Source organism: Pseudomonas viciae, from assembly GCF_004786035.1.
Classification (GTDB): domain Bacteria; phylum Pseudomonadota; class Gammaproteobacteria; order Pseudomonadales; family Pseudomonadaceae; genus Aquipseudomonas; species Aquipseudomonas viciae.
The window spans coordinates 4,041,054-4,054,905 of record NZ_CP035088.1 but is presented as its reverse complement, the minus strand read 5'-3'; the positions used below and the strand labels follow the sequence as shown (position 1 = coordinate 4,054,905).

At 61.6% G+C, this 13,852-nt stretch carries 12 protein-coding genes; 11 read left to right on the top strand and 1 reads right to left on the bottom strand.

Annotated features, from left to right (window positions below; translation table 11 throughout):
- Window positions 1-61 precede the first annotated feature (61 nt).
- The 4 genes from EPZ47_RS17515 (at window position 62) to EPZ47_RS17500 (ending at window position 5,795) form a co-directional block, all read left to right on the top strand.
- Entirely contained in the window at window positions 62-1,510 is a 1,449-nt protein-coding gene (locus EPZ47_RS17515; RefSeq protein ID WP_135845959.1) for an APC family permease, read from the top strand.
- An 87-nt stretch (window positions 1,511-1,597) separates the two neighbouring features.
- A complete protein-coding gene (locus EPZ47_RS17510; protein ID WP_135845958.1) occupies window positions 1,598-3,019 on the top strand; it encodes an aldehyde dehydrogenase family protein in 1,422 nt (473 codons plus the stop codon).
- Window positions 3,020-3,030: 11 nt separating this feature from the next.
- On the top strand, window positions 3,031-4,380 hold the full coding sequence (locus tag EPZ47_RS17505) for an aminotransferase class III-fold pyridoxal phosphate-dependent enzyme (RefSeq protein ID WP_135845957.1): 1,350 nt from the start codon (window positions 3,031-3,033) through the stop codon (window positions 4,378-4,380).
- 89 nt (window positions 4,381-4,469) lie between these two features.
- Window positions 4,470-5,795, top strand: a complete 1,326-nt coding sequence (locus EPZ47_RS17500; RefSeq protein ID WP_135845956.1) for an alginate export family protein — start codon at window positions 4,470-4,472, stop codon at window positions 5,793-5,795.
- A 164-nt stretch (window positions 5,796-5,959) separates the two neighbouring features.
- Here EPZ47_RS17500 and EPZ47_RS17495 read toward each other — a convergent pair whose 3' ends face one another.
- On the bottom strand, window positions 5,960-6,694 hold the full coding sequence (locus tag EPZ47_RS17495) for an IclR family transcriptional regulator (RefSeq protein WP_135845955.1): 735 nt from the start codon (window positions 6,692-6,694) through the stop codon (window positions 5,960-5,962).
- Between the two features lie 273 nt (window positions 6,695-6,967).
- Here EPZ47_RS17495 and EPZ47_RS17490 point away from each other — a divergent pair, with 273 nt between their 5' ends.
- Genes EPZ47_RS17490 through EPZ47_RS17460 form a run of 7 tightly spaced genes read left to right on the top strand, consistent with a single transcriptional unit; the run spans window position 6,968 to window position 13,852 of the window.
- Window positions 6,968-8,509: an acetolactate synthase large subunit gene (locus EPZ47_RS17490; RefSeq protein ID WP_135845954.1), complete on the top strand. Its 1,542-nt coding sequence runs from the start codon at window positions 6,968-6,970 to the stop codon at window positions 8,507-8,509.
- Window positions 8,510-8,519: 10 nt separating this feature from the next.
- Window positions 8,520-10,010 (top strand): aldehyde dehydrogenase family protein, encoded by a 1,491-nt coding sequence (locus tag EPZ47_RS17485; RefSeq protein WP_135845953.1) that lies wholly within the window; start codon window positions 8,520-8,522, stop codon window positions 10,008-10,010.
- Between the two features lie 26 nt (window positions 10,011-10,036).
- Window positions 10,037-10,831, top strand: coding sequence for an SDR family NAD(P)-dependent oxidoreductase (locus EPZ47_RS17480; RefSeq protein ID WP_092445563.1), 795 nt, complete (start codon window positions 10,037-10,039; stop codon window positions 10,829-10,831).
- A 12-nt stretch (window positions 10,832-10,843) separates the two neighbouring features.
- Complete coding sequence (locus tag EPZ47_RS17475; RefSeq protein ID WP_135845952.1) at window positions 10,844-11,884, top strand: WD40/YVTN/BNR-like repeat-containing protein; 1,041 nt, start codon at window positions 10,844-10,846, stop codon at window positions 11,882-11,884.
- Between the two features lie 11 nt (window positions 11,885-11,895).
- Window positions 11,896-12,345, top strand: coding sequence for a VOC family protein (locus EPZ47_RS17470; RefSeq protein ID WP_135845951.1), 450 nt, complete (start codon window positions 11,896-11,898; stop codon window positions 12,343-12,345).
- Window positions 12,346-12,358: 13 nt separating this feature from the next.
- On the top strand, window positions 12,359-12,961 hold the full coding sequence (locus EPZ47_RS17465; RefSeq protein WP_135845950.1) for an amino acid synthesis family protein: 603 nt from the start codon (window positions 12,359-12,361) through the stop codon (window positions 12,959-12,961).
- 27 nt (window positions 12,962-12,988) lie between these two features.
- Window positions 12,989-13,852, top strand: coding sequence for an alpha/beta fold hydrolase (locus EPZ47_RS17460; protein ID WP_135845949.1), 864 nt, complete (start codon window positions 12,989-12,991; stop codon window positions 13,850-13,852).

Here is a 13,852-nt window from a genome sequence, read left to right as displayed (position 1 = left end):
CGGTGAAGCTGGCCGCGGCCCGATCCTACAGCGACTGCCTCATACAATAAGGTCAAGAGAAATGAGTGTGTCTTTCCCGATCAGCAGCTCGACGGAGTTGAAGCGAGGCGCCCTGGGCGTTGGCTTCATTATTTTCTTTGTGATTTCGGCAGCGAGCCCGCTGAGCGTCATCGCCGGGGGCTTTCCCATTGGCATCATGCTGGGCAATGGCGCTGGCACACCGGCCTTGCTGATCCTGGCGCTACTGGTGCTGCTGGCGTTCTCGGTGGGCTATACCGCCATGTCCCGGCACCTGACCAACGCCGGCGGTTTCTATGCGTTCACTTCCCGTGGCCTCGGCGGCCTGGCCGGTGGTGCGGCGGGGGTGTTGGCGATGTTTGCCTACAACATTCTCCAGGTTGGCCTGTACGGCATGTTCGGCGGTGTCGTTAGCGGCACCATGGCCAGCGTCTTCGGCGTGGAACTGCCATGGTGGTGCTATTCGCTCCTGGCGATGGCGAGCGTGGCGATTCTCGGTTATCGCAAGATCGACCTGTCTGCCCGGGTGCTGTCGGTGATGGTGATTGCCGAGTACCTGGCCATCCTGGTACTGGATTTCGCCATTCTCAGAACCGGTGGCGACAGTGGCATCAATCTCGATTCCTTCGACCGCAGCCATGTGTTCAGTGGGACGCCTTCTATCGGCTTGCTGTTCTGTTTCGCCGCCTTTATCGGCTTTGAGGCCACCACCATTTATGGTGAGGAAGCCAAGAATCCGCACCGTACCATTCCGATTGCAACCTACAGCTCGGTATTGTTGATCGGCGGTTTCTACGCCTTGTCGGTCTGGTCGATGGTGGTGGGCGTGGGGGCGGACAAGATCGTTCCAATGCTGCAAGCCCTGCAGGATCCCACCACGTTCATTTATGGCATGTCCGATCATTTTGTCGGCCCGCAACTGACCCAGATCATCCGGGTGCTGTTCATGGTCAGTATCTACGCCGGGCTGTTGGCGTTTCACAATGCCGCCGCACGTTACTTCTATGCCATCGGGCGTGACGGTCTGTTGCCGCGCCAATTGGGTACTACCCATCGTGTCCACCAGAGCCCGCACATGGGCTCGGCGCTGCAAAGCCTGATCGCTGCCGTGGTGGTATTGATTTTCGCTGCGTTGGATGCCGATCCGATCCTGCAACTGTTCGCCTGGTTCTCCAACCTGGCCACGCTGTGCGTGATTCTGCTCATGGCAATGACCTCGGCAGCGGTGTTTGTCTACTTTCGGCGTCACCCGGAACTCAAGGTGGGCGTCCTGCGCGGCCAGGTCTTGCCGGGCTTCTCCTGCCTGGCGTTGGTAGTGGTCCTGCTGCTTGCGGTGATGCATTTCGATGTGCTGACCGGCGCCAGCAAACTCTTGTCGTATGCCCTCTGCGCCGTCATTCCCGCGGCACTGATCGGCGGCGTATTCCTCGCAGCCCGGCTGCGCGAGGTCTCGCCCGAGCGGTTCATGGCCCTGGGCAGCCACAAGCTCTAGGGCATCACGCGGCACTGTTCAACTCTCACGAAAATACCGATCCACGTTGTTCGGGACGGCCCGTCAGCGCGCGAAAGGGAGGCTCTTATGCACGATTATCACATGCTCATCAATGGGGTTCAGGTCAGGGGTGAAAACGGCCACTTTGATGTACTCAACCCGGCGACCGGTAGCGTATTCGCCCAATGCCCCGCCGGTTCCCTGGCTCAGTTGGACCTCGCGGTCGCAGCGGCGCAGGCAGCCTTCGGCGAGTGGCGCCACAGCACTCACGAGGATCGTCGCGAGCGCCTGCTGAGCATCGCCGCGGATATCGAGCAGCAAGCCCAGGCATTGGCCCGGCTCATCGTCCTGGAACAAGGCAAACCATTGGCGCTCGCCGTCTCCGAGGTCATGGGCGCGGCGGCTTGGACGCGCTATGCCGCCGAGCAGCAGATTCCAGTGGAACTGGTGGAAGATACCCCGACCCAGCGCATCGAGTTGCACCGCAAGCCACTGGGGGTCGTGGCCTCTATAACCCCCTGGAATTGGCCTTTCATGATCGCTGTCTGGCACATCATGCCGGCGCTGCGTGCCGGTAACTGTGTGATCAGCAAACCGTCGAGCCTGACCCCCTTGAGCACGCTGCGCCTGGTGGAGATCATCGCCCGCCATGTTCCACGGGGCGTGATCAATGTCGTGACCGGTGAGCAAGGTTTCGGCAGTGCGATCACCGCGCACGCCGGTATCCAGAAGATTGTCTTCACTGGCTCGACCGCCACGGGCCAAAGCGTGATGCGCGGCGCCGCTGGCAATCTCAAGCGCTTGACGCTGGAGCTGGGCGGCAATGATGCCGCCATCGTGCTGCCTGGCACGCCGGTCGAGGCGGTGGTCGAAGACATTTTCCAAGCGGCCTTCCTGAACATGGGGCAGACCTGCGCCGCCCTCAAGCGGTTGTACATTCACCAATCCCAATATGAAGCCTTTGCCCAAGCCCTGATGCGCATTGCCGCGCGTCAGGTCGTGGGCGACGGTTTGGAGCCCGAGGTCACTTTCGGTCCGGTGCAGAACCTGGAGCAGTTGGAGCTGGTGGAGGCGCTGGTGGCTGACGCGCGCGCCCAGGGGGCTCGCGTTTTGTGCGGGGGTGCACGTCTGGACCGACCGGGATTTTTCTATCCGCCGACCCTGGTCGCCGATGTGACGGACGGGCAGCGCCTGGTGGATGAGGAGCAGTTCGGCCCGGTGTTGCCGCTGATTGCTTATCAGAATGTCGAGGATGTCCTGCGCCGCGCCAATGCCGGCGACATGGGGTTGGGTGGGTCGGTCTGGGGCGCTGATGTCGAGCAGGCACAGGCCTTGGCCGGTCGCCTTGAAAGCGGCGTGGCCTGGGTCAACTGTCACGCACAAATCCAGCCGAATACACCCTTTGGCGGCAGCAAGATGTCCGGGTTCGGTGTGGAGTTCGGCCTTGAAGGGTTGCTGGAATTTACTGGCCAGCAACTGCTGTTTGTACGCAAGCGTGAAACTGAGTGAGGACTTGAACCATGTATGAGCAATACAAGACAGCGCAGAAAAAGTTCTGGCACCCGATGAGCTCTTCGGCGCCAGCGCAGCGCGCCAAGACGTTGGTCATCGCTCGGGGTGACGGTAACTACATCACCGATATCGAGGGCCATCGCATGCTCGATGGCGTTGGCGGTTTGTGGAACGTCAACGTGGGCCACAACCGCGCTTCGGTGAAGGCGGCTATCGCCGCGCAGCTGGATGAACTGGCCTATTACCAGACATTCGACGGCATCGCCCATCCCCGGGTGTTCGACCTGGCTGAGCGCCTGACCTCAATGTTTGCCCAAGAGAACATGACGCGGGTGCTGTTCAGTTCCGGCGGTTCCGATGCGGTGGAGACCGCGCTGAAAATGGCGCGCCAGTACTGGGTTGCCAGTGGTGAGCCGGGGCGAATCCGCTTTTTGTCGCTACGCAACGGTTACCACGGCGTACACATGGGCGGTACCTCCGTGGGGGGCAACGGTGTCTACCACTACAACCACGGGCCGCTGTTGGCGGGCTGTCATTTGCTTGATACGCCCTGGTTGTACCGCAATCCCTGGGATTGCCGGGATCCGGAAGAGCTGACCGCCCACTGCATTCGCCAGTTGGAAGAGCAGATCGCACTGCTGGGTGCCCAGACCATCGCTGCGCTGATCGCCGAGCCGGTGCAGGGCGCCGGTGGGGTGATTGTGCCGCCGAAGTATTACTGGAAGAAGCTACGCGAAGTCTGTGATCGCCATGGCATTTTGTTGATCGCTGATGAAGTCGTGACGGGTTTCGGTCGCACGGGTTGCATGCTGGGCAGTCGTGGTTGGGGTGTCGCGCCGGACGTGCTGTGCCTGGCCAAGGGCATTACCGCCGGTTACATCCCCATGGGTGCCACCGTCTTCAACCAGCGCATCGTCGATGCGATCGAGAATGGCCCGGGCTTCAGCAGTGTGATCATGCACGGCTACACCTACAGCGGGCATCCGACCGCTTGTGCGGCGGCCCTGGCGGTGCTGGACATTGTCGAGGCCGAGGATCTGCCGGGTAACGCGGGGACAGTCGGAGCCCAGTTGCTGGAGCAACTGCAACCGCTGACCGAACGTTATGCGGTGGTGGGCGAGGTGCGCGGCAAGGGCTTGATGATCGCCGTGGACCTGGTGGCGGACAAGGTCACGCGCGAGCCGCTTGACCCGGCCAACGGCCTGGCCTCGCGCATCGCCGAGCAAGCGCGTCGGGCCGGCGTACTGGTGCGCCCGATAGGTAACAAAATCGTGATGTCGCCACCGCTGACCCTCACCAGCGACGAGGCTGCCCTGATGGTCGGCGCGTTGGACAGCGCGCTCGCCGATTGCCGCTAGCCTGTTAACCTGTTAGCCGGCGCAGTGTCCTGCGCCGGCTCCTGAATATAAAGACGGCCTTCAAAGGTGCGCCACAAGGAGCTCCAGCCATGCGGTCTCTATCGCGTATGGGTTTTTTCGGCAGAGGTCTTGCCTGTACGCTGGCGCTTTGTGCCACGAGTCAGGTTCAGGCCTATGAGTTGTATGCCGACGAAGACACTCACCTCAACGCCGACATGCTGGCGGTGTTCGGCCATTTCAACAGCCGCAAGAACTACGACGGCACGCCCGGCGGTTCAACCTGGCGCGAAGGTTTCATCAAGTATGGCGTCAGCGGCGACCAGGGCCTGGTCGGCCGTGGCACTGCCTATGGTGCGTTCAACCTGATCAGTTCCGCCACTTGGGGCGATGGCGATCCGGCCGGTAATTCCCTTGGGTCCGAGCGCACCACCAAGATCGAAGACGCTTACCTGGGTTGGCGCTCCGCCGATCTGTTCCCTGTGCTGGGGCAGGACGGTGTCGACATCTCCGGTGGCCGCCAGGTGGTCAAGCTGGGCCGGGGATTCTTGATCAACGATGACGGGCCGAACCTGGGCAAAGGGCCGGCCGATGGTCGCTTGAATCGTGGGGGCGCCTATTACCTTGCGGCCCGGCACGCCTTCGATCAAACCGCCGTGTTGCGCCTGGGTGGGCAGGATGGGCTGCATGGCAGTGCGGTGTGGCTCAAGTCCGACAACCGCGCCCAGGCCGAAACCGAACTCGCCGCCGGGACGCTGGATTACACCGCCAAGGCCGGTACGTTGGGGCTGACGTGGGTGCATGGCATCGACGTGAATGACCGGTGGGCCAGCGATTTCCAGAAACAGCGCAAGGGCATGGACGTCTACAGCATTCGCGGGGAAGGCGATGCGGGGATCGAGAATGCCAGCCTGGCATTTGAGTACGCCTGGCAAGACAAGGACGCCGGTCCCGAGAAAGCCTGGTACGCCGAGGCCGGATACACCTTTGCAAACGTCGCCTGGGCGCCGAAGCTGACCTATCGCTATACCCGCTATTCGCAGAAGTGGGATTCGCTGTTTACCGGTCAAAGTACCGGCTATGGCACCTGGTTCCAGGGCGAAGTCGCGGGTAACTACGCTGGGCCATTCAACACCAACACGGGTATCCACCATGTCGGCCTGAAGGCCATGCCGTTGGAAAACCTGACCCTCGGCGTGTTGTACTTTGATTTCAATACCGTGCGCAAAAGCAACGCCCTCAATCTGGACGCGCAGGAGCTGGATCTATATGCCGAGTGGGCCGTCAATCAGCATTTGATCGTCACGCCGTTGATAGGTCTCTACAAGCCGGATCGGGACGCCACGACGGGGGGCAATCAAGTGGCGGGCAATGGTACCAACGTGTACAGCCAGGTGACGGTGGCCGTGCCGTTCTGAGGCGGGGAGCTGATTGGCTAAACCCGTAGCGCTGGGGCGCACTGTAGGAGCTGCCGAAGTCTGCGATCTTTTGATCTTTCGCTTGAGATTCAAGTGTCCGGGAGAAAGATCGCAGCCTCGCTTCGCTCGACAGCTCCTACAGCGCCAGCCCGGCCCACACGGGTTCAGTGCATTCGTTCGGCGATGCGGCGGGTGGTGTCCATCACCATTTCAATCACGGTTTCCTGGCGCAGCAGCTTGAAGTTGTGGGTACTGCCGACGGCCGAAAGGCTGCCCACCACTTCGTCGAGCTCTGGGTTGACGATCGGCGCCGCAATACCCGTGAGCCCCAGGTTGAGTTCGTCGTGCGTCAGGCAATAACCATCCTTGCGGATCTTTTTCGCTGCCTTGGAAAAGCTTGCCCAGTCATAGGCATTGTCCGGGTCATTGGCCATGTGCTCTTCGAACAAGCGTTGCAGGCGCCGTCCCTTTTGAAAGGCGATCAGTACCTTGGATTGTGCACCGCGAAAAAACGGCAGCGGCTGGCCGCGCCCGAATGCGAACTGGTAGGTGTCATTCGGTTCGGCGATGTAGGTGTTGATGATGTGCCCGTCATAGAAAACGCTGGCGAACACTGCCAGGCCAGTGGCTTCGGACAGCTCGTGCATCAACTCGCGGCCCGCCACGAGGATCGGGTCGTACTGGCGCATCATCCAGTCGAGTTCGATGATGCGCGGCCCCAGGCCATAGCTGCCGGCATCCACCCGCACCAGCAGGCCGGCATCACACAAGTCCTTGACATAGCGGTACACGGTCGCCCGTGACAGGCCCATGCGCTCGGCGATGGTCTCGGGGTCGATCTTCAGCGTGGCCGGGCCGAAGAGGTCCAGCACACTCAGCATTTTGCTCAGACTGCTCATTTCGCTCCTAGAGGGGGAATGGCGCGTTGGTGGTCGTTGGGTGAGCACTATAGGTAGCCGCGGCGGTGAAGAAAAGCCCGCCGGCTCGCTCAGGAGCGCGTTGTCACGGTAACCCAACGCCTGAGAAATACAAGCTGAATTGCAGCGAATTGCTCGCTTAAAAAATGCATTAATCTCAAGATATGATTTTAATGCAAGAAAATAGCTTGTTTTGTCGATTCTTCTGTGTGATAAATCTCAGCCACTGCAAACGCTCGATCAAGAGGGCTGGAAATGAATGGTGCGCAACTGATAGTGAAGGCGGCGGTGGCAAGCGGTATCGAATACTGCTTCGCCAATCCCGGAACGACTGAAATTCCCCTGGTGGCAGCCATGGCCAGTGCGCCAGCTCTCAAGCCAGTGTTGTCCTTGTTCGAGGGGGTATGCACCGGTGCTGCGGACGGCTATGGCCGGATTGCCGGTAAGCCGGCGATGACCCTGACTCACTTGGGGCCAGGCTTTGCCAATGGCATTGCCAACCTGCACAACGCGCGGCGCGCCAACACCCCGATTGTCAACGTCATCGGCGATCACGCGTCATGGCACGTCAATTACGATCCGCCGCTGGCCAGTGATATCCAGGCGCTGGCCGGGAGTGTTTCCGGCTGGGTGCGCACATCGCGTACCGCCTCAGGCGTAGGGGAAGATTTCCAGGAAGCGGTGCGCGCGGCCTGGCAAGCCAAGGGGCAGATTTCCAGCCTGATCCTGCCAATGGACCTGCAAGCCCATGAAGTACAGAGTGAGCGCGCCTTCACCGCGTTGCAGGCTCCGGTTCGGCGTTTTGCCGGTGACCGGATCGAAGCGGTCGCACAGGCACTGCGTGATGGCCGGCGCCTGGTTTTTATCGTTGGCGACCAAGGCTTGTCCGTGGCCGGGCTCGAAGCGGCAGGGCGCCTGGCCCAGTTGCCGGGTGTGCGCCTGTTCGCCGAAACCTTTCCGCGCTTGAGCTATCGCGGGGGTGGCCTGCCTGACCTGGATCGCCTGCCTTACTTCCCCGAAGTGGCCATTGAGATCCTTGATCAATACGACGCGGTGGTTTGTGCCGGCGTGCCGGATCCGATCAGTTATTTCGGCTATGAAGGCATCGCTTCTCGCCTGGCGGAACGTGAACGCCTGCTCTGCCTGGCGGAAGTGGGGGACGACGTTGCCGGAGCGCTCACTGCGCTTGCCGATGCGCTTGAGGCGCCGGCTTATGTGCCAACGCCAACCGGTATTGAGCTGCCGTCAGGCGATGCCACGTTGACGCCCCAATCCGTAGGGCAAGTGCTGGCCGCATCGCTGCCGGACGACTGCATCGTTTCGGTGGAAGGCGGGACATGTGGCTATCCATTCTTCACCGCCTCGGCCCACGCCGCGCGGCATCGGGTCTTGACCAACACCGGTGGGGCCATCGGCCAGGGTATACCGGTGGGCTTTGGCGCCGCCATGGCCGAGCGTGGCAACGCGGTGTTCTGCCTGCAATCGGACGGCAGTGCCCAGTACACCATCCAGACCTTGTGGAGCATCGCCCGCGAACAATTGCCGGTGGTGATCCTGATCGCGGCCAACCATCGCTACGCCATTTTGCAGAACGAGTTGCGCCGCTTTGGCATGACCGAACTGGGCCCCGAAGCCTTGAGCCTGACCGTACTGGACCGTCCACGCATTGATTGGAAAGCCCTGGCCAAGGGCTATGGCTTGCCGGCCAGCACTGTGCACACCAATGGTGAGCTGCACCGCGCCCTGGCCAACGCCAAGGCCGACGGCGGTCCTTGCCTGATTGAAATGGCGCTGTGAAGGAGCGGATATGAACCAGATTCAATTGTTACCTGCCGTCGAGAAGTTCCTGTCGCAACCGGGCCGCCTGTTTATCGGCGGCACCTGGCAGGACGCCGCCAATGGCCGCCGGTTTGCCGTTGAGAACCCAGCCACTGAACAGACCCTGGCTGAAGTCGCCGAAGGCGGCGAACGCGACGTGGATGCCGCCGTCGCTGCCGCCCGCGCGGCCTTCACGGGGACCTGGGCACAGCAGTCACCGGCCCAGCGTGGGTTGTTGCTGTTTCGCCTGGCGGAACTGCTCGACCAGCATCGCGAAGAGCTGGCGCAACTGATCACCCTGGAAAACGGCAAGCCGATTGCCAACGCCCGCGGGGAAGCCGCGAGTGCGGCCAATATCATTCGCTACTTCGCCGGCTGGCCGACCAAGATCGAAGGCAGCACGCTGCCGGTATCGCCCTCCAGTGGCGCACCGATGCTCAACTACACCTTGCGTGAGCCGGTGGGTGTCTGCGCGTTGATCGTGCCGTGGAACTTCCCGTTGACCATGTGCGTATGGAAGCTCGGCCCGGTATTGGCGACCGGCTGTGTCGCCGTACTCAAGCCCGCCGAGCAGACCCCCCTGGTTGCCATTCGCCTGGTGCAACTGATCGAGGCCGCCGGTTTTCCGGCCGGGGTGGTCAACCTGCTCACCGGTCTTGGTGTGCATACCGGCGCACCGCTGGCCCAGCACCTGGACGTGGACAAGATCGCCTTCACCGGCTCGACCCAGGTGGGACGACTGATCGCCCAGGCCGCCACCGGCAACATGAAGAAGGTTTCGTTGGAGTTGGGTGGCAAGTCCCCCAACATCATCCTGCCGGACGCCGATATCGTCCGGGCCGCCAAAGGCGCCGCCGACGGCATTTTCTACAACCAGGGGCAAGTCTGCACCGCTGGATCGCGTCTGTACGTGCACGCCAGCGTCCTTGACCAGGTGCTTGAAGAACTCCAGCGCCACGCGGCCGCCCATGTGTTGGGGCCTGGCCTGGATCCGGCCAGCAGCATGGGCCCGCTGGTCTCGGCGCGGCAATTGGGCACGGTGCGTGGCTACCTGCAACGGGGCCAGGAAGAAGGCGCCGAACTGATCTGCGGCGGTGACCGGCCGGCCCACCTGGAACGTGGCCACTTCATCCGGCCTAGCGTGTTTCTCGACCGCGCCGAGCGTGCCTGTGTCGCCCGGGAAGAAATCTTCGGTCCGGTGCTGACCGTGATGAGTTGGACCGAGATCGATGAGTTGGTGCTGCGTGCCAACGACTCGCCCTACGGCCTGGCCGCCGGTCTCTGGACCCGTGACTTGCGTTCCGCCCATCGCGTGGCTGCGCAGTTGAAGGCCGGTTCGGTGTGGATCAACTGCTGGAACGTAGTCGACCCGGCCTCGCCATTTGGCGGCTACAAACAATCCGGCTGGGGCCGGGAAATGGGCAAGAACGTGATCGATGCCTACACCGAAACCAAAAGTGTCTTCGTCGATCTCGCCTGAGCCGAACAATCACAAGAGGAACTGCTATGGATCTGGAATTGCAAGGCCGCGTGGCGATCGTCACCGGCGGTGGTATGGGCATCGGCAAGGAAGTCGCGCGTTTTCTGTCCCAGGAAGGTTGCAAGGTGGTGATCTGTGCGCGGCGCATGGAGTTTCTCCAGCAGGCCGCCGAGGAAATCACCGCAGAGACCGGCAACGAAGTGCTGCCGCTGTTCTGTGACACCAACCAGATGTCGGCGGTGTCCGACATGGTCGAGGCGGCCCACAAGCACTTTGGCCGCATCGACATCCTGGTCAACGGCGCCGCGGCCCCGTCCGGTGTGGTGCGCAACGACATCGAACACGCCGGTGACGACGAATTGCTCTCGGACCTGAACACCAAGGTGATCGGCTATTTCCGTTGCGCCAAGGCGGTGACCCCGCACATGAAGGCCGGCGGTTTCGGTCGCATCATCAACATCGGTGGCCTGACCGGGCGTGGCAGCAAGGTGCTCTCGGGCATGCGCAACCTGGCCATCGCCCACATGACCAAGACCCTCTCCGATCAATTGGGCCCATCGGGCATCACCGTCAATCTGATTCACCCCGGTGTAGTGGACACCCCGCACATCCAGGAGCTGTACGAGCGCGAAGGCGTCAAGCAGGGCAAGACACCTGAGCAGGTAGAGCAGGGCTACATCGACGCGACGCCGATCCGGCGCACGTTGGCGCCTATCGAAATGGGCTGGCTGATCGGTTTCCTGGCTTCCCCCAAGGCGGGCGCCGTGACTGGGGAATCCATTGGCATCGATGGCGGCTTGACCCGTGGCATCTTCATTTGAGGAGCAGCAGTGATGAGTAACGGAACCCTTTTGGTCGCCACTGTGGGACAGGCGGTGATCCGTAGCGCCGACGATGGCCATACCTGGCATCGCCTGGGGCTGGGACAAGATCTTGAGTTTGATGCAATCACCCGATCCCTGAGCGTTCATCCCGGCGCGCCTGAAGTGATCTATGCCGGTACCGACGTCGGCCTGTGCGTCAGTCATGACACCGGCGGCCATTGGCAGCGGGTGGATTCGCCGTTCAACGGCCAGACCGTATGGAAGGTTGCCGTCGATCCGCAGGATGCGCGGCGTATTTTCGTCGGCACCGGCGCGCCTTCACGTGCCGTGCTGTGGCGTACCCTCGACGCCGGCCTGAGCTGGGAGCGCGCGCCGGTGGATATCCCCGAATTCTGTGAAGGGGTCAGTCGTCCGCGCTTGCTGGCCTTCGCCTACGACCCGACGGATCGCAACCAGCTCTGGTTCGGCCTGGAAGAGGGCGGGTTGTTTCACAGCCGTGATGGTGGTGATTCCTGGACCCGCGTCGACGATCGGCTGCTGTGGGACTTCAACTCGGATGTCCACAACATCCTGGTTTTGCCCAACCATGGCCAGAAGGTCATCGTGGTGGTGTGCGTCAACGCCGTTTACCGCAGCCTGGACGAAGGGCAAACCTGGACGGGCATCATCGCCCGGGAAACGTTCGGCCTGTACTACGTGCGCGCCATGAACGCACCGCTGGGCAGTGAAAGCACCCTCTACCTGAGTATTTCCGACGGGACTCCTGGCACGACCAGCAAGGTGCTCATCTCCCGGGATGCCGCCCTCAGTTGGGAAGTGTTGCCACTGCCGCAACAACCCAATTCCTGTATCTGGGCGATTGCCTTCAACCCTGCCGACCCTCGCCAGATCGTCGCCGGGACCAAGTACGGACACCTGTTCACCTCCGAAAATGGCGGTGACGGCTGGCAGAAGCAGTGGCGTGAGTTCAGTGAAATCGCCGATGTGCTCTGGACGCCCGCCGTGGCACAGATCAAGTCCGGGCATCAATCCATCGTCAAGAAAAACTGAGGTATCGCACGATGAAAGTCGAGGTCGTTCGAACTCACCTGTCGCTGTTCGTGAGCGATCCTGAAGCGTCGGCACGTTGGTACGCCGATGTTCTGGGCATGCACGAAAGCGCCAGGGGTGATAGCTGGGTCATGATGGCGTTTGGTGCCAAGCATCACGACATTGCCTTGATCCGCGCAGAACCGGGGGCCCATCAGGGCGGCTTGGGCCTGCAGCACTACGGGCTGGAAATCGCGGGTGACATGACCACGCTGCGCCAGCTCTACGGCATGTTGCTCGCCAAGGGAATCGAGGTGGTGAAGATCACCGATCACGAAATCGGCAACGGCGTGTACTTCAACGACCCCGACGGCAATCGCATGGAATTCTTTCTCGAGACCGAACACGACGATGAGCGAGGCAAGGCCCGTTTCAAGGCCGCCGGAGCACCCAGCCGCAATTTTGATCTCGACCCACTTTAAAGAGACCTGTCTTATGAAAACCGCAAATTTCGCCAGTTACCACATCCGCAAATGGTATAGCTTCGTCGAGGAAACCCTGGCCAACGAAAGTGGCCAGTTGGCCGATGGCGAACCATTGTTCAAATACGCCATTGCCGCAGTGATCGCCAATCCCTATGCCGGGCGCTACAGCGAAAGTCTGGCCGAACTGATCGAGCCATCCCCTTTGTTGGGCCAGGAATTTGGCCGGCGCATACAGGAACTGGCGGGGCAGCGTGAGGTTGTCAGTTATGGCAAGGCGTGCCTGGTGGGCAGCCAGGGCGAGTACGAGCATGGCAACGCATTGCTGACCAATCCGGCGGCGGATCCTATCCGCGTCGCATTGGGCGGTGGCAAGTCCTGGGTCCCTTCCACAGGCAAGCGTGGCGGGCCTGGCGCGACCATCGATGTGCCGCTGGCTCACAAGGACGCGCTGTATGTCCGCTCGCACTACGACAGCATTTCGCTGTCGTTCGGTGATGGACCCTCGGCGGACGAGTTGATCATCATCTGGGCTTTCGCCACGCGCGGGCGTTTGCATGCACGCCTGGGCGGTCTCCAGGCCGCAGACATCAAGGGCAATGATGGCCTGCATTGAGGTGGGTTGATCGTGGAGAGCAAACGAATGTCTGCAAACAGCCACTTCTTCACCAATCGCTCGCAGATGCGCCTGCACTATCTGTCGTGGGGCAACCCGTCGGGCATCGCGGTGGTGTTGCTGCACGGGCTGCGCTCCTACGCCCAGACCTGGGATGGCCTGGCCAATGCGCTGGGCGAGCGCTACTGCTGCTATGCCCTTGACCAGCGCGGTCGTGGCTACAGCGACTGGGCGGATCCCTCCAGTTACCGGACCGAGGCCTATGTCAGCGACCTTGAAGACCTGGTGGCGCATTTGGGACTGCAGCGTTTTGTCCTGGTGGGGCATTCCCTCGGCGGCACCAATGCCTTGGAGTATGCGCGGCTCAATCCGGGGCGACTGCAAGCCTTGGTGATCGAGGACATCGGTCCCGGCTCTTCGGTCAGTGGTGATGGCGCCGAACGCATTCGGCGCGAGATGAGCCAGACGCCGCTGGTGTTTCCTGACTGGGAGAGTGCCGCTCAATTCTGGCGCCAGGCCCGACCAGGCCTGTCGCTGGAGGGGTTGGCTTCCAGATTGATGCACTCCATGAAAGAAACGCTGTCCGGAATCGAATGGCGTCACGATCAGCAAGGCATTGCCCAGGCGCGCCTGAGTATTACCCCGACTGACCTTTGGCCTGCGGTACGGGCACTGGATTGTCCGACGCTGTTCATCCGTGGCGCGCGTTCCGATTTCCTGCCCTTGGCGACCCTTGAGGCGATCAAGCAAGCCAATCCATGGGTACGGGCAGAGGAAATCGCCGACGCCAGTCATTACGTCCATGATGACCAGAGCGAAATGTTCAACCTTGTCGTCATGGATTATTTGCACGACCAACGCCTACAACCACAACAACAAAGCGGTGAATAG

Coding starts and splice junctions, on each gene's coding strand:
- EPZ47_RS17500 (WP_135845956.1), top strand. CDS start 4,470: ATGCGGTCTCTATCGCGTATGGGTTTTTTCGGCAGAGGTCTTGCCTGT.
- EPZ47_RS17465 (WP_135845950.1), top strand. CDS start 12,359: ATGAAAACCGCAAATTTCGCCAGTTACCACATCCGCAAATGGTATAGC.
- EPZ47_RS17460 (WP_135845949.1), top strand. CDS start 12,989: ATGTCTGCAAACAGCCACTTCTTCACCAATCGCTCGCAGATGCGCCTG.
- EPZ47_RS17505 (WP_135845957.1), top strand. CDS start 3,031: ATGTATGAGCAATACAAGACAGCGCAGAAAAAGTTCTGGCACCCGATG.
- EPZ47_RS17470 (WP_135845951.1), top strand. CDS start 11,896: ATGAAAGTCGAGGTCGTTCGAACTCACCTGTCGCTGTTCGTGAGCGAT.
- EPZ47_RS17515 (WP_135845959.1), top strand. CDS start 62: ATGAGTGTGTCTTTCCCGATCAGCAGCTCGACGGAGTTGAAGCGAGGC.
- EPZ47_RS17480 (WP_092445563.1), top strand. CDS start 10,037: ATGGATCTGGAATTGCAAGGCCGCGTGGCGATCGTCACCGGCGGTGGT.
- EPZ47_RS17475 (WP_135845952.1), top strand. CDS start 10,844: ATGAGTAACGGAACCCTTTTGGTCGCCACTGTGGGACAGGCGGTGATC.
- EPZ47_RS17495 (WP_135845955.1), bottom strand. CDS start 6,694: ATGAGCAGTCTGAGCAAAATGCTGAGTGTGCTGGACCTCTTCGGCCCG.
- EPZ47_RS17485 (WP_135845953.1), top strand. CDS start 8,520: ATGAACCAGATTCAATTGTTACCTGCCGTCGAGAAGTTCCTGTCGCAA.
- EPZ47_RS17490 (WP_135845954.1), top strand. CDS start 6,968: ATGAATGGTGCGCAACTGATAGTGAAGGCGGCGGTGGCAAGCGGTATC.
- EPZ47_RS17510 (WP_135845958.1), top strand. CDS start 1,598: ATGCACGATTATCACATGCTCATCAATGGGGTTCAGGTCAGGGGTGAA.